The organism is Corynebacterium alimapuense, from assembly GCF_003716585.1.
GTDB classification, from domain to species: Bacteria; Actinomycetota; Actinomycetes; order Mycobacteriales; family Mycobacteriaceae; genus Corynebacterium; species Corynebacterium alimapuense.
Window position 1 is genome coordinate 231,935 of record NZ_PTJO01000003.1, and the last position, 19,926, is coordinate 251,860.

A 19,926-nucleotide genomic window follows, 5' to 3' on the forward strand; every position below is an offset into this window, starting at 1 on the left:
CACAAGCATCCGGCCTGCGGTCGGACGTTCAATGCCCGCGCCAATAGACCGGCGTGGGGCGTACGTCTGCCCATGCTACGTCATGGTATGCCCAAAGTATCGACCACCCGGCAGGTTATTGAGAAAGATAAAAGCCACCGGCCACGTGCAGTGGTTCGATGGCTTAAGACTATCTAGGGCTGTAGGTCTCTAGCGATTATCTTCCGGGCGATTGGGGTTTTCAGTTTCCTGAACACCTGCGTCGGGGAAGTTCTCGGGGTGTTCTTGGCTGGAGATCTCATCCACCTCAGTCATCGGCGGAGCCGCCACCTCTGCCGGCTCAGCCTCACGCAGGACAGCGATTCGATCCATCAGCACGACTACGCCAGCGGCGATCTCGATATCGAGCTCAGTCTCGCTCATGCCAACAACGGTGCCATGAATACCAGAGACTGTCACCACCTTGTCACCGATCAGCAAGGAGCTCTGCATATTCTGCAACTCCGCCTGGCGCTTGCGCTGAGTGCGCATCATAAAGAAGGAAGGCAGGATGAATACCGCGAGAATCAGCAGAAGTAGAAGGAAGTCCATAGTCGACCAGTGTGCCAGAACCACCGGGTGATCGCCTACCCAAGCACATAATCTTAGTGCAGACCGAGTGTGCCTTCCGGAGGGGTCAACCCTAGGTGCAGCCACGCCGCGGCAGTAGCTATCCTGCCTCGACCAGTGCGGGAAATAAGTCCAGCACGAACCAGATAGGGTTCACAGACTTCCTCGACCGTCGCAGATTCCTCGCCGACAGCCACCGCCAGAGTATTGACTCCGACGGGGCCACCTCCATGGCCTTTAATGAGCGCACTAAGCACCGCTCGGTCAAGGCGGTCGAGCCCTAGTTCATCGACATCGAATACCGCTAGAGCACCATGCGCTGATTCAAGCGTGATATGCCCATCGGAGGTAACCTCCGCGAAGTCTCGGACTCGGCGCAACAGCCGGTTGGCAATTCGAGGTGTTCCCCGCGAACGAGAGGCGATCTCCACCGAGGCATCAGCGTCAATGGTCACCCCGAGGATCTTCGAGGCACGATCGACCACGCGGGTTAGATCCGGCACATCGTAGAACTCCATCTGGGCATTGAAGCCGAAGCGATCCCGCAGCGGTCCGGTAAGCATGCCTGAACGGGTGGTGGCGGCAACGAGCGTAAACGGCGGAATCTCCAGCGGAATTGACGTTGCCCCTGGCCCTTTGCCCACGATCACATCGATCCGGAAGTCCTCCATCGCCATGTAGAGCATCTCTTCGGCGGGCCGAGCGATACGGTGAATTTCATCGATGAACAAGACATCGCCCTCCGTCAGGTTGGAGAGCATGGCTGCGAGGTCTCCCGCACGCTCCAGCGCGGGGCCGGAGGTCATTCGCAGGTTGGTATTGAGTTCCTGCGCAATAATCATCGCCATGGTGGTCTTACCCAGACCAGGCGGACCCGATAGCAGCACGTGGTCTGGGGTGACTCCGCGTTTCCGCGCCCCGGTGAGCACTAAGGTCAGCTGATCGCGCACCTTAGGTTGGCCGATGAATTCATCCAGGCTCCGCGGGCGCAGGGTGGTCTCGGCATCCTGCTCACCGTCTTGTTGCCGCGTATCGACGGCCGCCTCGGGCATCCGTGAGCTGGCGCTAGGCTCGACTTGCTTCGGCAGCTCAAACTCAGTGCGTTCTACATCAGACATTATTTAACCCGCCCTATGCTCGGCCGAGCTGGCTTAACGCCGCGCGCAATGCTGCAGAGGTATCTAGCGTCGGGGACTTTTCTAGTACACCTTCAACCACCGGCTGGGCGATTCGCTCATTGAAGCCCAGTCCGATTAGCGCTTCGGTGACTTGCAGCACGACTGCGCTTGCACCAGCTGGAAGATCAGGCGTAGCTAAAGCACCGCTATCAGGATCAGCTGCCGGAGCGAAGGCCGCGACCTTATCCTTGAGCTCCAAGATGAGTCGTTCTGCCATGCGCTTTCCTACCCCAGGGATCCGTTGGAGCGTTTTAGCCTCCTCCCCGGCAATGGCTCGGCAAAGCTCTCCGGCGTTCATGACCGACAATGAAGCCAGTGCCAATCGTGGCCCCAGTCCAGAGACCGTCTGCAGGAGGTGGAACATCCCACGGTCCTCATCAGAGCTAAAACCATAAAGAGTCATGGCGTCTTCCTTGACCGCCAGATACGTCAACAAGGTGGCCTCTTCGCCTCGATGCAAGGTGGCCAAGGTGGAAGGAGTTGTCTCCACTCGGTAGCCAACACCTGCGCAATCGATCACAGCATGGTCGAGTGCAATATGGATGACGCTTCCGCGCAGGGAGGCAATCATTAGCGGGCTCCTTCGGTGGAGTTCGGCTCGAGCGCAGCCTTGGTACGTGCCAGCAGCGGAGCGCGCCAACAATGGCACACCGCCAGCGCCAAAGCATCAGCTGCATCAGCAGGTTTAGGGGCTTCACTGAGTCCAAGAATACGGGTGATCATGATGGTCATCTGCCGTTTATCGGCCCGGCCGTTGCCGGAGACCGCCTTTTTCACTTCTGAGGGGGTATACATATGCACTGGAATGCCGCGTTGGGCAGCGGCCAGCATGAGAACGCCCACGGCATGTGCGGTATTCATCACGGTGGAGACATTGCCGCGCTCGAACACCCGCTCGATGGCCACTACCTCGGGTTGGTAGTCATCCATCCAGTCATTGACGGCATTAGAAAGCCTCAGCAGGCGCTCCGTAAGCTCAGCCCCTGCCGGAGTGCGGACGACGCCCACTGCCACGGGCAGCACTGCGCGCCCTTGACCAGCTTGAACCACGGATAATCCGCAGCGAGTTAGGCCGGGGTCAATGCCCATGACCCGCAGATTCTCCAGACTCACCAGCCCTGCCCCTTAACCTCACCCGGATACTGACTTAAATTACCCACCCAGATATAGCACACCTGTCCGAATAAGCTACTTAAGCGTCGAGCTCAGCCAACGTCTCATCAGAGAGTGAAATATTGGTGTAGACGTTCTGGACGTCATCAGATTCCTCGAGAGCGTCGATCAGACGCAGGATCTTCTTGGCACCTTCCAGATCCAGGGGTACCTCAAGCGAAGCGCGGAAATCTTGGTCGGAATCATCGACCTCAATATCAGACTCAACCAGCGCGTCACGCACGGCTGGGATATCGGTAGGAGCACAAACTACCTCGAACTTTTCTCCAAGATCATTGACCTCTTCTGCCCCTGCCTCGAGTACCGCCATGAGGACATCGTCCTCGGTCAGTTCACCTTTCTCCACGACCACAACGCCGGTGCGAGTGAACATATAGGACACGGAACCGGATTCTCCGAGGTTGCCGCCATTTTTGGACATGGCCGTGCGCACCTCAGTGGCTGCTCGGTTGCGGTTATCAGTCAGGCACTCAATCAGCACAGCGACACCATTAGGGCCGTAGCCCTCATACATGATGGTTTCCCAATTGGATCCGCCAGCTTCTTCGCCGGATCCACGCTTACGGGCGCGCTCAATGTTGTCATTGGGAACGGAAGCCTTCTTGGCCTTCTTGATCATGTCATCCAGCGTGGGGTTGGCTGAGGGGTCACCGCCGCCAGTTCGGGCCGCAACCTCGATATTTTTAATCAGCTTCGCGAATTCTTTCCCTCGCTTAGCATCGTTGGCAGCCTTCTTATGCTTGGTGGTCGCCCATTTAGAGTGTCCTGACATTGCCGTTCCTTTCCGTCGGTACCGGTCAGCCCTCGCAGCTGAAACCCTGTCCGCTCACACCCCGGGGACCGAGGGAACGGTACAGACCTGATAGTTGAACTGTGCCGATTATACGCGGAAGGCATTCGCCTTCTTGCAGTCACTGCAACCCAGACCGCAGCTGGAGCCTCATTGAGCCACTTAGCTGGCCCGCACGATCTCCATGAACAGCTCATGGAGACGAGTATCACCAGTGACCTCCGGGTGAAAGGAACTGGCCAGAACATTTCCTGCCCGAACGGCCACAACCGCTCCGGCCGCGGGTCCTTCTTGCACTACAGCGAGTACTTCTACGCCCTCCCCGACCTGTTCTACCCACGGCGCCCTAATAAACACTGCTGGGACAGGAGCATCGATACCAACAAAGTCTAAATCTGCCTCGAAGGAGTCGATCTGTCTACCGAAGGCATTTCGCCGCACCGTGATATCTAGGGCATTTAATTGATGAGCATCTGCGCGGGTATCGCGCACCTGATTGGCCAGCAGAATCATCCCGGCACAGGTGCCATAGGCGGGCAGACCTTTTGCTAACGCAGCACGCAAAGGTTCGAGCACGCCACCGAGTTCTAGCAGCCGGGAGATAGTCGTCGATTCTCCTCCGGGCAAAATGATTCCGTCTAAGCCCAATAATTGATTTGGTCGACGCACCTGACGATGTGTAACGCCCAATTTATCGAGGCTGCGCTCATGTTCGCGCACTCCGCCTTGCAAGGCAAGGATTCCGATCACCGGGCTCATTGTCCAGGTTCCAGCGTGCTCAGTGGAATGGATGTGGCTCCTTGGCGAAGACTCCGGGTCAGGCCCTCTTGAGTGACCATGGCTACCAGGTTGCCTGATTGGTCGAAGATTCGACCGTGAGTCAGCGCGCGTCCACCGGCTGCGGAAGGGGAAACTTGGTCATAGAGCAACCACTCATCAGCGCGGAAGGGACGCAAAAACCACATCGCGTGATCCAAACTCGCCATCTGTACGTGGTGGTCAGGATGGGGAACCAACGCGGAATGCAGCAGCGTCATATCCGACATATAGGCCAAGGTGCAGACATGGAAGGTGTCATCATCTGGCAGCGGCCGTCGCGAGCGGAACCAGACGACCTGCTGGCTTGGGGTATAGGGATTGTGATCATAATCCTCAGCTGGCACTACCCGGATATCCCAATCCCCCCATTCATCGAGCAACGCCCGCGAAGAGACTGATAGTCGAGATCTAGTATCGACGATCTCATCGGGTGCGGGAACATCTCTCATCCGGTCGGAGTGTTCTGGGCCAAGGTCGCCGTCGCGGTGAAAACTAGCTTGCATGGAAAAGATCGTCTCCCCGCCTTGGACTGCACGAACTTGACGGGAAGAAAAGCTCTTGCCATCGCGGAGCCGGTCAACCAAGAAGATGGTCGGTTCTGAGGCTTTACCTGCTGCAATGAAATAGCCGTGGAGGGAATGAACGCTCTTGCCGTCGTTAACGGTGCGGGTTGCGGACACCAAGGCTTGAGCTGCAACCTGGCCGCCAAAGGTGCGGGCAAAGCCGGAATCGACAACTGGGCCGCGGAAGATATCGGCGTCGATACGCTCTAGGTCAAGGATGTGGGTGATATCGCCCATCGGTTCTCCTGCTCTTTGTGTTCAGGCCACCATACGTGGCCGGGTTCATGCCTTAAGCTTGCAGGAATGACCCCGAAGAATCTGCACCGCGCTGCGGCCGGCATCGAAATGTTTACTTGGACCCTCTTGATTATCGCGATGATCCTCAAGTACAGCGGAGTAACCGAGGCGTGGGTTCCGGTAGCCGGCCCCATTCACGGTTTCGGGTTCCTTTGCTTCATCGTGATCACTGTAATCCTGTGGATCAACAACCATTGGCCAATTCGGCTTGGCTTGCTCGGATTGTTTGTTTCGCTCATCCCGTGGGCGGCTCTGCCGTTTACCGTTCTCGCCGACCGTGCAGGCCGACTTGAGGGTGGCTGGCGTTTTCGGGATACCGATGAACAACCGAGCACTCTTCCCGACCACGGACTAGCTCAGATGGTCCGCCACCCCGTACGCACTGGGTTGATCGTGCTGGTTGTCATCGCTATCGTCTTCGCCCTACTGCTGACCATGGGCCAGCCCTATGACCCTGATGCTATCGCCGAAACGGTCAACTAGCCCTAGCGAACGCGCTGCTACCAGCCGCGCTCAGCCAGACGGTGGGATACCGGAAGATCATCGACATTGATGCCCACCATGGCTTGGCCTAGACCGCGCGAGACCTTTGCCAGTGTGTCGGGATCGTCAAAGTTCTGGGTGGCCTGGACAATGGCCAAGGCTCGGGTGGCTGGATCTCCGGATTTGAAGATGCCGGAGCCGACGAAGACGCCATCAGCACCAAGCTGCATCATCATCGCGGCATCGGCCGGGGTGGCGATTCCACCAGCGCTGAACATGACCACTGGCAGCTGTCCAGTTCGGGCGACCTCTACCACCAATTCATAGGGCGCCTGGAGTTCCTTGGCCGCAACATAGAGCTCATCTTCAGCCATCGAGGACAGTCGGCGAATCTCCGCGCGAATGGTGCGCATATGAGTGACCGCATTGGAAACATCACCAGTACCTGCCTCGCCTTTCGAGCGGATCATCGCCGCGCCTTCATTGATCCGACGCAAGGCCTCGCCCAAGTTGGTCGCCCCGCAGACAAAGGGAACGCCAAAAGCGAACTTGTCGATGTGGTTGGCGTAATCGGCTGGTGTGAGCACCTCAGATTCATCGATAAAATCGACCCCAAGGGATTGCAGAATCTGCGCTTCCACGAAGTGGCCAATTCGAGATTTCGCCATGACTGGGATGGACACAGCGTCAATGATGCCGTCGATCATGTCGGGATCAGACATCCTCGAGACCCCACCTTGGGCCCGGATATCGGCAGGCACGCGCTCAAGCGCCATAACTGCGGTCGCTCCGGCATCCTCCGCGATTTTTGCCTGCTCGGGAGTAACCACATCCATGATTACTCCACCCTTAAGCATTTCTGCCAGGCCACGCTTGACGCGGTTGGTGGAGAACTTATCTTCAGTGTTCACGGCTAGTGTGCTCCCAATTCAATAACTGATTAGTTTCTCAAAACCATAGTCTCTGTTCGCTGACCATTAATAGCCTGGGCATGAATTACTTTCTTTTCGGGCTAGAATCGCGTTCATGCGCAGAGCGAGTTCCCAGGCAAGTGTCTGGATTGGGTGGTCACTAGCCCGTCTTATCTTGCTGGGAATGGTCGTACTTTTCCCCAATCCCTTGGGCGACGTTAATTACTACTTCCGCGGCGTGTTCGGCGACGATCTGACGGTCATGACCGAATATCCCGATGCCGGGGTGTGGCCGGTTCGCGCTTTGGGCGCGCTCACCGGCGATGAAGAAACAACCTTCCGCATCGGTTTTATCGTGCTCTGCTTGCTTATCGACGCCGCTTTCCTCGCTCTCCTGCTGCGTCATCGCAGCCGTCGTCGGCTACAGGCCGGCTGGTTTTGGGTGCTCTTTGGGACTGCGGTGGGACCAGTATTTGTTCTTCGCCTGGACTTATTCCCTGGCCTGCTGGTGGCCGCTTTCGGCGCCCTTTTGCTCAAGCACCCCAATATCGCAGCTATCGCCTTGGCGATGGCCACCGCCATCAAGCTTTGGCCTGGGGTACTGGCGGCTGGATTGGTCGGCGGCTGGCGACGGCTGGGCACCTGGACACGCCTGGTGTCCTTCTTCGGATCTTTGGTCGCACTCGCGAGCCTGACGGTCTTTGACTCCGGGCTCGAACGACTGCTGAGTCCACTGACTTATCAAACTGACCGTGGCTTGCAGATCGAGTCGGTCGCAGCCACGCCCTTCCTCCTCATGGCGCATCGCTCTCCGGAGGACTATCAGGTGTTTTATGCGACATCCAAGAGTTTCGAAATTGCTGGACCCGGCACCGATATCGCGGTGCAGGTTCTCGATATCTTGATGCTCGCGGTCTTGGTGGCCGCGATGGCCTGGGCACTGACGATGGCGCTGATCGATAGATGGCGAGCACAGACCACCATTGCTTTTTCGGTAGTGATGATCTTGTTGCTGATCGTGACCAACAAGGTCTTCTCGCCTCAGTATCTCGTCTGGATCGGCCCGCTCTTGGCGGTGTGCCTGCTCATCAGCACCTCGAAGCTGGTGCGTTCGATGGCTGTGCTGGTCCTGATCTCAGGGCTACTCGGGTTTTTGGTTTATCCAGTGACCTATGGATCGCTCTTAGACGATCTCAGTACCGCCACATTGGCGTTAATTCTGCTCACTATCCGCAACCTGCTCATGGTGTTGACCACAGTGTTAGCCGCAGCTTGGTTTGCGATAAAGACCAAAGCGGTGACAAAACCACATGCTCAGTATCAGTAGGAGTGGTACTCGAAAAACTCGGGCAGGGGCGCATTGCCTCCCAATCGCAGCATGCGCACCATCGGCCGCAACCGCAGAGCCCTAGTATCTGCAACTGCATCATTATAGAACCGATGCGCCAATTGAACTCGGACTTCGGCATCAACCAATTGTGCTGGTACTGGAGCCCCAAGATTCTCAATCGCCTCGGAGATCGCCCGTTCCCGAACTGCTCGGGTCTCGAAGTTGCCATAGTCCAGCATCACCCATTCAGCAGCGGTGGCTAGTTCGAGGGCATCAGGTATTAAGGCAGCAACCACCGCAGCGCGCCGATCAAGCGAAGCCTGCAAGGCAGCCAAAGCGGCATCAGTCCGGATATGGAGTCGGTTGAGCCGTTGAGCGGTAAAATAGGCCCACAACGCGACAGTGGTGAGCGCCATCGCGATCAGGATGTACCACAGCATCATTCCACCCCCACTACGGTGCCATCAGCAACCGTTTCATAAACGGTGAGCACATCGCGCGCAACGGTGTCCCAATCGAAACGGTGAGCACGAGCGATCCCAGCGGCTGCGAGTTCTGCGCGGGCCAGCGGGTCGTCGATAAGCGAAAGCAATGCACTAGCCAAATCGGAGGCAGAGCCCATGCTAAATAGCCGGCCAGCGGGGCGCTCCGCTGTGGCATCACACACCGCCGCGAACGCCTCTAAATCGCTGGCTACCACTGCGCATCCAGCAGCCATCGCTTCCACTAGAACAATGCCGAAACTCTCGCCACCGGTATTGGGCGCAACATAGATATCGGCCCGCCCCAGAATGGCGGCTTTCTCTTCATCACTAACTCTTCCAAGAAAATCAACCCCAGGAACTTGACGTTCCCGACCGCCGCCAATCACACTCACTCGGATCTCTCGGTCGATCTGTGTCAGAGCAGAGAGCAAAATATCCAAGCCCTTGCGCGACTCGTCGATCCGGCCAAGAAAAACGATCTCCACTGGGCCAGTGTTATCTTCCTGCGCAATCCTGGCCGCAGCGTACCTAGAGGTGTCCACTCCATTGGGAATCAAGACGGGATCACCGCCAAGTTGCTCGACCTGCCAGCGCCTCGCCATCTCCGAGACAGCGATGCCACCACGGACCTTCTCCAATGCGGGACGCAACAGTGGACGAGCCAACGCCAACATCAACGAACCAGCACTAGAGGCATGATAGGTAGCCACAATCGGACCTTCGGCTAGCCACAGGGCAGCCATGGAATAGCTAGGAGAATTCGGCTCATGGATATGGAGCACATCGAATTCACCCTCGCTAATGAACTTCCTGATCTTTGCATTGACGGCAGGACCGATGGAGATTCTGGCCACCGATCCGTTGTAATGGATAGGAATGCTGCGGCCACCACGGACCACAAAATCCGGAAGCTCAACGCTCGAGGAAGCCGGGCCCAACACACTCACGTGGTGCCCATCCTCAATGAGGATCTCCGCGAGATCGAGGATATGTGCTTGGACCCCGCCTGGCTCGTCAAAAGAATAAGGACACACGACGCCGATCCGCATTAGCTACTGTCCTCATCTAACGGACGCCGGGCTAGCCGAACAGGATCCAAATCAGCGGTCCACTGTGGCTGGAGCATATGCCAATCGGTTGGATGCTCCGCGATAGAACTGGCGAAGGAATCCGCTATACGTTGAACTGTCGGTTGCAAAGCATCGACTTGTAGCTCCTCAGAAATCGAAAATCCCCAGCCAGGACGAGGTGAATTTTCAAACCAACAGTGCACAGCATGAAGCGCCGCGCCAGTTTCTTGGGCTAGACGTGCCGGGCCAGCCGGCATAGTGGTGGGCTCGCCGAAGAAATCTACGCTCACCCCGGAACGTTTCAGGTCACGCTCACCCAAGAGCGCCACGACGCCGCCGTCAGCGAGGACTTGGCGCAACCGAGGGAAAGGCGGCTGCCCGCCGGTCAGCGCAATTACCTCAAAGCCTAATGACTCGCGGTAGTCAACGAATGCTTCAAACAACGCCTCAGGACGGACTCGCTCAGCGACAGTCGCGAACTGTCCGTGATGAGCAACCAGAAATAGCCCAGCCATATCCCAGTTTCCGGAATGGGGCAGAGTCAAAATTACTCCCCGACCTGCGGCGCGAGATTTATCTAAGTGTTCAGTCCCGATGACTGACTCGGCAAGCTCGGTGGCTAACTCGGGATCATCTTTGAGTGAAGGCAAACGAAAGGCTTCCAGCCAATAGCGAGCATAGGAACGAACCGAATCTCGCACCAATTCAGCAGTGACGTTTTCCGCCCCGACAACCCGGGTGAGGTTACATCTGAGTTGTTCCATCCCGCGGCCGTGGTCACTGGCCAGATCTGCGCCGGCATTAAACAGCGCTCGAGCCACAGACTCCGGGAGCCAGCGGACTAGCTTCCATCCTGCTAAATAGCCCAGAGCAGAAAGATCCGAACGAGTGATGTTCATCGGGACTCCGTACTCTGGCTGGCTTCCTGCTCTCGGGCTTCTCTGCTTCCTGCTGGGGGTGCCGTCGGGTCACTTGCATGAGGGGAACGCGAAGCAATAAGCAGGCGTTGGATCACGGTATAAACAGAGCCCGCTGCCAGGATCCAGATCGCCACGTCAATAGCGAAAGGTACCCCAAGGCCTTGGAGACCGATTCCGAAAGCACCGATCAATAGTCGTTCAGGACGCTCGACGAGGCCGCCGATCATGCTGAAGCCACTGGCCTCACCACGAGCTTTGACATAGCTAATGACTTGGGAGGCAACGAGTACCACTAAGGATGCCACTACCAATGGCGCAGACGCATCATAGCTATAGATCAGCCACCACGTAATCGCGGCGAAGAATACGCCATCGGTGATGCGGTCACAGGTAGCATCCAGGGTCGCACCGAACTTGGTGCCGCCACCTCGAAGCCTAGCCATCGTCCCATCCACCATGTCGAAGGCGGAGAACAATCCGGTGAGGATGGCTGCCCACACCAGATAACCAGACGGGATCAACACAATAGCGATAATGCTGGTGACAGCCGCACCCAGCACGGTAACCACGTTCGGACTCAGGCCGGTTTTGAGCAACACCCGAGCAACCGGTTCGACGATCACTGCGGCCGGACGTCGGCCATGCACACTAAGCATCCTGGTCTCTCTCCCCTGTCTCGTGCTCAGCAAGCTCAACCCACGCTTGGGCCAACAATTGACGGGTATCCCGCAGCAGCTGCGGGATTACTTTCGCGCCCCCAATAATAGTGAGGAAACTAGCATCCCCCGACCATCTGGGCACCACGTGGAGGTGGAGATGATCTCCCACCGATCCACCAGAAGCTTTACCCAAGTTGAATCCCACGTTAATGCCCTCGGGGCGAGAGACCTTCTTGAGTACCTTCACCGCGTGTTGAGCGAATTCCATCAACTCAGCCGCCTCTGCGGCATCAAGGTTTTCCAGTTCCGCAACCTGACGATAGGGCACCACCATTAGGTGCCCGGCGTTATACGGGTAGAGGTTGAGAATCGCATATACGCTCTTACCGCGAGCGATAATCAATGACTCTTCGTCAGAATGGGTCGGGGCATCGACAAAAGGACTATGTGCAGTCCCCGCTGCCGGACGCTGAGCGATATAGCTCATCCGATAAGGAGCCCAGAGCCGAGTCAACGGATCGGGATCACCTACTCCAGTATCGACGTAGGAGTTTCCCGGATCCTTCGGGGTATCAGCGACGCTGCTCAATTGCGACCTCGCTCGGCTGCACATTAATCCGCTCTGCAACCCAGGCGCTGATCAACTCAACCGCCTCGGCGACTGGAACTCCATTGACCTGGGTGCCATCCAAGAACCGGAAGCTCACGGCGTTAGCCTCCACGTCACGGGCACCAGCCAGGAGCATGAACGGCACCTTGCCGGTGGTGTGGTTACGGATCTTTTTCTGCATCCGATCATCCGAGGTATCGACCTCTGCTCGGATGCCACGCTTGCGCAGCTCAGTGGTGAGTTCCACCAAGTGCGGGGCGAAGTTCTCGGCAACCGGAATACCGACCACCTGATGTGGAGCCAACCACACGGGGAAAGCGCCCGCATAGTGTTCCAGGAGCACGCCAAAGAAGCGCTCAATAGAACCAAAAAGAGCCCGGTGAATCATGATGGGGCGCTGTTTGGTGCCATCAGAAGCGGTGTATTCCAAGTTGAAGCGATCCGGCAGGTTGAAGTCGAGCTGCACGGTGGACATTTGCCAGGTACGGCCAATGGCGTCACGGGCTTGCACCGAGATCTTCGGACCGTAGAATGCTGCGCCTTCCGGATCCGGAACCAGACTCAAACCAGAGCTATCAGCAACCCGTTGCAGAATATCGGTGGAACGCTCCCAGATCTCATCCGAGCCGACCGATTTCTTCGGGTCCCGGGTAGAAAGCTCCAAGTAGAAATCATCCAGACCGTAGTCCTTAAGCAAGGAGATAACGAAGTCCAACACCGTGGTCAGCTCCTGCTCGAGCTGATCTTCGGTGCAATAAATGTGCGCGTCATCCTGGGTGAAACCGCGCGCGCGGGTCAGTCCATGAATCACGCCGGACTTCTCGTAGCGGTAGACCGTACCGAATTCGAACAACCGCAACGGTAGTTCGCGGTAGGAGCGGCCGCGAGAACCGAAAATGAGGTTGTGCATTGGGCAGTTCATCGGCTTGGCATAGTAATCCTGGCCAGGCTTGGTGACATTGCCTTCCTCGTCATGCTCTGCATCCAGCTGCATGGGCGGGAACATGCCATCGGCATAGAAATCGAGGTGACCGGACTTCTGGAAGAGGTCACCCTTGGTGATATGCGGGGTGTTGACGAAGGAATAGCCAGCCTCGATATGGCGACGACGAGAGTGCTCTTCCATCTCGTTGCGGATGATGCCGCCATTGGGATGGAATACCGGGAAACCGGAGCCAATCTCATCTGGGAAGGAAAACAGGTCTAGCTCGGTGCCTAGACGACGGTGGTCGCGCTTTTCTGCTTCCGCCAGCATGTGCTGGTAGTCCTCGAGTGCTTCCTTGGACTCCCAGGCAGTGCCGTAAATACGCTGCAAGTCAGCGTTGGCTTGGTCTCCGCGCCAATAGGAAGCAGACGACCGGGTCAGTGCGAAGGCCGGGATATAACGGGTGGTGGGCAGGTGCGGGCCACGGCACAAATCCGACCATTCGACCTCGTTGGTGCGCGGATTGAGGTTGTCATAGGCGGTCAGCTCACCGGCGCCCACCTCAGTGGCCTCGTCTGAATCCGGATCAACGCTACTTTTGTCCTGGACCAGTTCGAGTTTGAAGGGCTCATTTTTGAGCTCCTCAGCAGCTGCTTCCACAGACTCATAAACTCGACGCTGAAAACGCTGTCCGGATTTGATGATCTTCTTCATCCGGCGTTCTAAGGTCTTGAGGTCTTCTGGAGTAAATGGCTCAGCGACCTGAAAGTCATAGTAGAAGCCGTTTTCAACGGCTGGGCCAATGCCTAGGTTGGTACCTGGGAATTCAACCTGCACTGCTTGTGCGAGAACGTGAGCACAGGAGTGGCGGATCACAGATCGGCCGGCCTCGGAGCTGGCAGCCACTGGGGTGAACTCTTCGTCAGTGTCTGGCACATGCGCCAAATCCTTGAGTGCGCCAGTGAGGTCACGGACGCATACGACGGCGTCGGGGCCTTTGTTCGGCAGTTCAAGTTCCCTCATTGCCGCGCCTACGGAAGTACCGGCCGGAACTGGGAAGGAAGAATAGAGAGAATCGGTGCTGGTGGCGTTCACCATGGGTGTTTGCGCTCCTTAACTTGCGCTCACGTAGGCGGCGGCATACCTGGCAGCCGCCTACTGATAGTCCTGGCATATCCACACCGAAACCAACGGTTGCGTTGGGCTTCGATGCCGACATTCTCGGTCATCCTACCCCGTGGTGGGATCCCTAGGTGCGCTCGAGCAACTCTTGGCCCCAGAACTGCTTACCTTCTCGGCTATCAGCACTGGTCCCCGGGGGCATCCAATAGACAGCAGACCCGATATGAGTGATCCACTCATTGAGCCGATCCGACTCATCAAGACGCTGCTGAATGGGAACGTACTGAGTAACTGGGTCTGCTTGATAAGTGATGAATACCAGGCCTGAGTTCGACAACTGATCACTGCCGGGCAGCGGCGCGATGTCGTAGTTATAAGGCCGACGTCGAATCCGTTGCTCCGGGTGGCCTTCAGCTGGCATGGCCCGAGCCATATGGCTATCGACATCGATGACGGGCAATCCATACTTATCGACGGCGTCCATGTCCGGGTCGTCGAACTCTTCCTCGCCGGTCAGCGGGGCACCGTTATCAAGACGACGGCCCAGAGTTTCCTCACGGGAAACTCGGTCCAGCATCTCCCAGGTATCTAGGTTCATGTTGATCCTGCGGACCACCATGGAGGTCGATCCCTGCTGCCACTTTGGAGCGTCACTGCCAATCCAGACCTGCTCGTCATAGGATTCCTCATCCCGAGGATTGATGGTTCCGTCGACTTGCCCGAAGAGATTTCGCGGTGTCGTTGACTTAGCAACCGAGCCATCAGCGTGGAGAAATCCCTGTTGGAGCCAAGCAAAGGTCGCGTAATCGATGCCAGAACGAATCAGGTGACGCGAAGCATGGGAAACCATCAGCGGATCATCCGCGCAGACTTGAACCACTAAATCAGCCTGCCCCCATGCTGGATCTAACTGATCTAGGTTGAACTCCGGAAGTGGCTCCAGCCACTCTGGCCGCTGATCAGCCATGTCGATGACATCAAATACCCGTGGGCCGAACCCACAGGTGATGGTGAGGTTAGCTGGAGAAACCAGGAGTTCAGGCTCCAGGCTGCCCGGCGGGGTCTCTCCGGTGCACAAATCCCGGGAGTCCTCTGTCCAAGAGCGCATTAGACGAATCATGCTTTCCCGATCAACACCGTCGACCAGGTTGAAAGCGATGAGATTCAGATGTGCTTGATGCGGGGTAGCAATACCCGCTTGGTGCTCTCCATCAAAGGCAACGATGGCATCCTGTAGACGAGTGTCTGCGGCTTCTGCACAATCAGTGGCAGAATCCGAAGCTATAGCTTGTTCAGATCGGCCATCATTCGTGGAACAGGCGGCTAACGCCGCCCCGCCAGCAGTGACGGATAAACCGGTAAGAAATCCCCGGCGGGACAACGAAAGCATGCGCGCTTGCTCCTAATTCATAGCGACGTGGTGGATGGAGGAGGACTTCCTACTGGGAGTCCATCTCCATGTCCATGTCCATCTCCATGTCTTCTCCGACATAGTTCTCTTCGCCCGAAGCAATGGTGCGGACCGGAATATTCTCGACCTCGAGGGTAGATCCGTCACTGAATTCAAGGGTGACAGCGACCTCGCTGCCTGCGGCAATCTCCTCGGGGAAGCCCATGATCATTAGGTGATCGGAGCCCGGAGCCAACTCGTGAGTTTCACCAGCGGGGATAACAAAGCCACCATCGATCTCCTGCATCATGCCATCAATGGTTTCGTGGAGCTCGTACATACCGGCACCCAAGTCAGTGGAGAAGGCAACCAGATTGACCTCTTCATCACCGGTGTTGTTGATCATGCCGAAGACTGCGGTCATATCCGTTTCTGTGCCCTTAGCCTTGGCATAGCCATCGGTGAAGGTGACCTGGGAGGCCTGTTCAACACTGGACTCTGCCTCTGCGGCGGCGCTGGTGGTGGTCGTGGCGCTGGTGGTAACGTCCGTGGACTCTTCTTCAGCCGAGGTGCAGGCCGCGATAGTCAAAGCAGAAACGGCAACGATAGACAAGGCAATACGATTGCGGGAAAACATAGTCTTACTCCTGTGTGTTGTTTCGACCCTTAGCAATCATCATCACGATGACGCCAAGGATTGCCAAAATGCCCACGCCAGCCAACACCCACGACATCGGCCCTTCAACCAGGGTCGTTGCATCGGAATCGGCGGTTTCTCCCGACGGCTCTGCTGCATCTGAATCATCCGCAGCAGAGGAAGCCCCCGGAGCGTCAGCGGGGTCGTCTGATGTCTCACCAGCAACGGTGAAGGTGGTCATACCGCGAGTGGAGTGACCATCTGAGGAAGTGATTTGGAAACCAATGCGATAGTCCCCTTCACCAGCCTCGATATCTTCGGGAACCTGCAGAGTTACCCAACGCCCGTCTACCGTTGGTTCACCTGTAAACAGGATCTCATCGGTGGTGGCGTTAGACAGCGCAAAGGTATTGAAGTCCTCTTTGACGTAGCCGGAAAACTCAAGGGAAAGCACTTCAGGAAATTCCTGGAGCACTTCCTTATCTGCGGGATCGCCGCCGATGACCACGTCATGAGCCCACGCGGCAGGAGCAGCACAGGCAATAGTGCCGGTGATTGCTGCAGCGATCAGGCCGCTGACCACGTTGGATCGAAGCTTCAACATCTAAATAATTCACCTTTTACTGTCGGGCAATACTGTCGGCAGGGCATGGAATGCCCACTATGTGTAGACATCATAAGACTAGTCGTAAAGAAATTGGATTTAGTTCCCGCGAGATCCAACTCAGTCAAGCTCTTCGTGAGAGCACTGGAGCCAAAACGACGTTGAAAAACCTGATGACCTGCACAGAATTGACCAAAGCCAACCTGAGTTAAATTCATCCCCCGAGAGATTGCAGTGACCTGGCACACTACATGCGCCGATGGCATTGACAAAGATTGCACTCCTAGTGCAATAATTGCCAACGATTACATTTACCGGATGATTTAGGCACCTATTTATCCGGTCATCATCATTCATCTTTCTCCTAGGAGCACCGCCTCATGGCGACCTTTTTATACAAGGTAGGCCGATCCGCCTATCTCAACCGTTGGCGTTTCATCGCCGTCTGGATCATGCTGATCCTCGGCGCGGGAACCGCCGCCGTAAGCCTCACGCAGCCGACCTCCGACAGTTTCACCATCCCCGGACTCGAATCAGTCGAGACCGAAGCCCGGATCGGAGAGTACTTCGCTGACAGTGAAGATCTAGTCGAAGCTCCCACCGGAACGATCATTATGCAGGCGCCGGAAGGCAGCACCCTTGCTGATCCTGCGATCTCTGAAGAGGTTGACGCCTTCCTGGCAGATCTGAGTGAGATCGATGGTCTCGTCGATACCGACGCCCTCGTCTCCCCCGTCCTAGCAGCTGCCGGACTTGAGCAGCAGATGACGGCCCAAGCCAGCACCCAGGGGCTCTCCGAGGAGCAGGCTGCAGCCAATTTGGAAGCGATCAGCCCATTGTCCGCTGATGGCACTACCGGCACGGTCGGGGTCACTTTCGATGCTGATACCGCCATGGACATCGCCGAAGAAGATCGAGATGCCTTCACCGCTGTCGTCGATGAATACTCCAGCGATGACTTAGAGATTGCCTATTCTGGCAACGCCTTCTTCGTGCAAGAGCTGTCCTTTACCTCTGAGCTCATCGGTATTGCCGTGGCAGCACTCGTGCTCATCATCACCTTTGGATCCTTCATCGCCGCAGGTCTTCCCCTCTTGACCGGCGTCATTGGGGTGGGAATCGGCATCGCTGGTGTCTACGCAGCCACTGCCTTCACCGACAATATCTCCAGCATGACCCCCACCTTGGCCATGATGATCGGCTTGGCGGTGGGCATCGATTATGCCCTGTTTATCCTCTCTCGTTTCCGCAACGAACTGATCCACCACATCGGCGGAAATGACCTCTCCCCCAAGGATTTGGCCGATAAACTGCGGACAATTCCCTTCACCGAACGTGCCCACCTAGCAGGTCTTGCCGTAGGTAAGGCTGGCACTGCAGTGGTCTTCGCCGGTACAACGGTCATCATCGCGCTGGTCGCGCTCATGATCATTAACATCCCCTTCCTCAGCGCGATGGCCCTGGCTGCTGCGGCGACCGTCGCCATTGCCGTCTTCGTGGCAATCACTTTCCTTCCGGCCGTTCTCGGCGCGGTAGGAACCAAGGTCTTCGCCGGCCGTGCCCCGGTAGTTAAAGCTCCGGACCCAGAAGATGAAAAGCCCACCATGGGGCTCAAATGGGTTCGCCTAATTCGCGCCCGGCCCGTGGTATTCCTCGTCGGTGGCATCATCGTGCTTGCCTTGGCAGCTGCCCCGGCACTCAACATGCGCCTGGCGATGCCTTCAGATGGCACCTCCGCCCCGGGTACGCCCAGCCGAATTGCCTATGAAATGACCGAGGATGCCTTTGGTGCGGGCCGCAACGCTCCCATGATTGCGCTCGTGGAAGCCGGTGAGCTGCCCGAGGAAGAACGTGGCATGGCTTTCGGCGCAGCGACGCTTGCTATCCAAGACACTGAAGGTGTGGTCAACGCTCAGATCATCGCGGTCAGCGATAATGGCGAAGCTGCGCAGGTCCTCATCACCCCGGAGTACGGTGCTAACGACGAAAACGCCGCCGTCGTACTCGAAGATATCCGTGCCAACGAGGAGCCGTTCAGCCAAGACACTGGTGCCAACTACTCGGTCACCGGCGTCACACCCGTGTACGAAGACATCTCCGAGCGTCTTTCCGAGGTGCTCCTCCCCTATGTCGCCATCATTATGGTGCTGGCATTCCTACTGCTGGTAGTGGTATTCCGTTCCTTGTGGGTACCGCTGATCGCAGCCTTGGGCTTCGGACTATCGGTTGCCGCAACCTTCGGCATCACCGTTGCGCTGTGGCAGGAAGGCTGGGGCGGAATCGTCTCCGACCCACAACCGATCATCAGCTTCCTGCCCATCATCTGCATCGGCATCGTCTTCGGCCTAGCTATGGACTACCAAGTCTTCCTGGTCACTCGCATGCGAGAAGGTTGGGTCCACGGCAAGACTGCGGCGAATGCGACGTCGAATGGCTTCAAACACGGCGCCCGCGTGGTCACCGCTGCGGCACTGATCATGATGAGCGTGTTCGCAGCGTTTATGCTGGTGGATGAACAATTCATTAAGGTCATCGGCTTCGCACTGGCTATCGCGGTCTTCCTAGATGCCTTCATTGTGCGCATGACTATCATTCCGGCGACCATGTTCCTGCTCGGCGAGCGGGCCTGGAAACTCCCGAAGTGGATCGATCGAATCCTCCCCAAGGTAGATATTGAGGGAGAGTCCCTGACCAATATTTCCAACCATGAGGCAGTAACGGAGCCCTCGGCTTAAGCCGAGGCAAAACCGAACTCGGGAAGTAAAAGACTGTGATTATCAGCCGACGAGAGAAGAAGAAGCAACGCACCAGGCTCGACCTGGCTACCGCAGCGGTGGAGCTTCTGGTGAGCGAAGGTGAGGAAGGTGCGACCGTAGCAGCCATCGCGGCTCGAGCCGGAGTATCAACCAGGACCTTCCATAATTACTTTGCCGCCCGCGAGGACGCATTTCTTTACTTCATCGAAATCACAGTCCGGAACTGGGTGAGCCAGGTCGAGGATATGCCCGAGGGCTTGGCTCCCCATGATTTGATGCGGCGCGCTATCTCTGCGATGTGTGCTCGACCCGATAATGATCTGGCTGCTCCACCCAACCTGGTCACTGTCGGCGAGCATGTAGCCGCCAATCTAGGACCAGCTGGACGCGAGCGAGCTCGACGGATCTTCGATGGGCTGCAGGACACGCTCATCGCACGTTCACATGGATCGCTGACTGAACTACGGGCTCTGACCCTGATCAATGTCAGTCTGGCGGTGTCTGGAACCGTTTTTGAGATCGCCCAGCGCAATCAGATCCCACCCGGGCCTCAACTCCAAGAGATGCTTGACGACGCCTTTAGTTTCGTCGCCGAAGGTTACCGATAGGTAGGTTG

21 protein-coding genes are annotated in these 19,926 nt (G+C 57.0%); 4 read left to right on the forward strand and 17 right to left on the reverse strand.

All coding sequences use genetic code 11. The annotated features are described in order from the left end of the window. Positions 1-189: 189 nt before the first annotated feature. The 7 genes from yajC to C5L39_RS02515 form a co-directional block, all read right to left on the reverse strand. Positions 190-570 (reverse strand): preprotein translocase subunit YajC, encoded by a 381-nt coding sequence (gene yajC, locus C5L39_RS02485; RefSeq protein ID WP_123047308.1) that lies wholly within the window; start codon positions 568-570, stop codon positions 190-192. A 53-nt stretch (positions 571-623) separates the two neighbouring features. Then, positions 624-1,706 carry a Holliday junction branch migration DNA helicase RuvB gene (gene ruvB / locus C5L39_RS02490; protein ID WP_123047309.1) on the reverse strand — a complete coding sequence of 361 codons (1,083 nt, stop codon included), beginning with the start codon at positions 1,704-1,706 and terminating at the stop codon, positions 624-626. Positions 1,707-1,719: 13 nt separating this feature from the next. Beyond that, the gene (ruvA, locus tag C5L39_RS02495) at positions 1,720-2,337 is read right to left on the reverse strand and encodes a Holliday junction branch migration protein RuvA (protein WP_123047310.1); all 618 of its coding nucleotides are present in this window, start codon (positions 2,335-2,337) and stop codon (positions 1,720-1,722) included. Further along, on the reverse strand, positions 2,337-2,855 hold the full coding sequence (ruvC, locus tag C5L39_RS02500; protein WP_245974886.1) for a crossover junction endodeoxyribonuclease RuvC: 519 nt from the start codon (positions 2,853-2,855) through the stop codon (positions 2,337-2,339). The genes ruvA and ruvC overlap by 1 nt, the downstream gene beginning before the upstream one ends. 103 nt (positions 2,856-2,958) lie before the next feature. Beyond that, on the reverse strand, positions 2,959-3,711 hold the full coding sequence (locus C5L39_RS02505) for a YebC/PmpR family DNA-binding transcriptional regulator (RefSeq protein ID WP_123047312.1): 753 nt from the start codon (positions 3,709-3,711) through the stop codon (positions 2,959-2,961). Between the two features lie 180 nt (positions 3,712-3,891). Next, positions 3,892-4,488 (reverse strand): pyridoxal 5'-phosphate synthase glutaminase subunit PdxT, encoded by a 597-nt coding sequence (gene pdxT, locus C5L39_RS02510; protein WP_123047313.1) that lies wholly within the window; start codon positions 4,486-4,488, stop codon positions 3,892-3,894. Further along, on the reverse strand, positions 4,485-5,348 hold the full coding sequence (locus C5L39_RS02515; RefSeq protein WP_123047314.1) for an acyl-CoA thioesterase: 864 nt from the start codon (positions 5,346-5,348) through the stop codon (positions 4,485-4,487). Before C5L39_RS02515 ends, pdxT begins: the two co-directional genes overlap by 4 nt. A 66-nt stretch (positions 5,349-5,414) precedes the next feature. On the opposite strand from C5L39_RS02515, the gene C5L39_RS02520 reads away from it, so the two are divergent. Then, entirely contained in the window at positions 5,415-5,891 is a 477-nt protein-coding gene (locus C5L39_RS02520; protein ID WP_123047315.1) for a DUF3817 domain-containing protein, read from the forward strand. A 17-nt stretch (positions 5,892-5,908) separates the two neighbouring features. On the opposite strand, the gene pdxS is transcribed toward C5L39_RS02520, so the two are convergent. Then, on the reverse strand, positions 5,909-6,802 hold the full coding sequence (gene pdxS / locus C5L39_RS02525) for a pyridoxal 5'-phosphate synthase lyase subunit PdxS (RefSeq protein ID WP_123047316.1): 894 nt from the start codon (positions 6,800-6,802) through the stop codon (positions 5,909-5,911). 115 nt (positions 6,803-6,917) lie between these two features. Here pdxS and C5L39_RS02530 point away from each other — a divergent pair, with 115 nt between their 5' ends. Next, a complete protein-coding gene (locus C5L39_RS02530; RefSeq protein WP_123047317.1) occupies positions 6,918-8,129 on the forward strand; it encodes a DUF2029 domain-containing protein in 1,212 nt (403 codons plus the stop codon). On the opposite strand, the gene C5L39_RS02535 is transcribed toward C5L39_RS02530, so the two are convergent. From C5L39_RS02535 to C5L39_RS02575, 9 genes are all read right to left on the reverse strand, one after another. Continuing rightward, on the reverse strand, positions 8,123-8,575 hold the full coding sequence (locus C5L39_RS02535) for a hypothetical protein (protein ID WP_123047318.1): 453 nt from the start codon (positions 8,573-8,575) through the stop codon (positions 8,123-8,125). The two genes, C5L39_RS02530 and C5L39_RS02535, sit on opposite strands and share 7 nt — an antisense overlap. Beyond that, a complete protein-coding gene (locus tag C5L39_RS02540; RefSeq protein WP_123047319.1) occupies positions 8,572-9,666 on the reverse strand; it encodes a glycosyltransferase family 4 protein in 1,095 nt (364 codons plus the stop codon). Before C5L39_RS02540 ends, C5L39_RS02535 begins: the two co-directional genes overlap by 4 nt. Continuing rightward, positions 9,666-10,586, reverse strand: coding sequence for a phosphatidylinositol mannoside acyltransferase (locus tag C5L39_RS02545; protein WP_123047320.1), 921 nt, complete (start codon positions 10,584-10,586; stop codon positions 9,666-9,668). Before C5L39_RS02545 ends, C5L39_RS02540 begins: the two co-directional genes overlap by 1 nt. After that, complete coding sequence (gene pgsA / locus C5L39_RS02550) at positions 10,583-11,263, reverse strand: phosphatidylinositol phosphate synthase (RefSeq protein WP_123047321.1); 681 nt, start codon at positions 11,261-11,263, stop codon at positions 10,583-10,585. The genes C5L39_RS02545 and pgsA overlap by 4 nt, the downstream gene beginning before the upstream one ends. After that, the gene (locus C5L39_RS02555; protein WP_123047322.1) at positions 11,256-11,879 is read right to left on the reverse strand and encodes an ATP adenylyltransferase; all 624 of its coding nucleotides are present in this window, start codon (positions 11,877-11,879) and stop codon (positions 11,256-11,258) included. The genes pgsA and C5L39_RS02555 overlap by 8 nt, the downstream gene beginning before the upstream one ends. Then, a complete protein-coding gene (gene thrS, locus C5L39_RS02560; RefSeq protein ID WP_123047323.1) occupies positions 11,839-13,899 on the reverse strand; it encodes a threonine--tRNA ligase in 2,061 nt (686 codons plus the stop codon). Before thrS ends, C5L39_RS02555 begins: the two co-directional genes overlap by 41 nt. Positions 13,900-14,050: 151 nt before the next feature. Beyond that, the gene (locus C5L39_RS02565) at positions 14,051-15,313 is read right to left on the reverse strand and encodes a Dyp-type peroxidase (RefSeq protein ID WP_123047324.1); all 1,263 of its coding nucleotides are present in this window, start codon (positions 15,311-15,313) and stop codon (positions 14,051-14,053) included. 49 nt (positions 15,314-15,362) lie between these two features. Continuing rightward, a complete protein-coding gene (locus C5L39_RS02570; RefSeq protein ID WP_123047325.1) occupies positions 15,363-15,950 on the reverse strand; it encodes a copper chaperone PCu(A)C in 588 nt (195 codons plus the stop codon). 4 nt (positions 15,951-15,954) lie between these two features. After that, positions 15,955-16,554 carry a copper resistance CopC family protein gene (locus tag C5L39_RS02575; protein WP_123047326.1) on the reverse strand — a complete coding sequence of 200 codons (600 nt, stop codon included), beginning with the start codon at positions 16,552-16,554 and terminating at the stop codon, positions 15,955-15,957. Between the two features lie 380 nt (positions 16,555-16,934). Here C5L39_RS02575 and C5L39_RS02580 point away from each other — a divergent pair, with 380 nt between their 5' ends. Next, positions 16,935-19,289: an MMPL family transporter gene (locus tag C5L39_RS02580; protein WP_123047327.1), complete on the forward strand. Its 2,355-nt coding sequence runs from the start codon at positions 16,935-16,937 to the stop codon at positions 19,287-19,289. 35 nt (positions 19,290-19,324) lie between these two features. Then, positions 19,325-19,918 carry a TetR/AcrR family transcriptional regulator gene (locus C5L39_RS02585; protein ID WP_245974851.1) on the forward strand — a complete coding sequence of 198 codons (594 nt, stop codon included), beginning with the start codon at positions 19,325-19,327 and terminating at the stop codon, positions 19,916-19,918. The last annotated feature ends 8 nt before the right edge of the window (positions 19,919-19,926 follow it).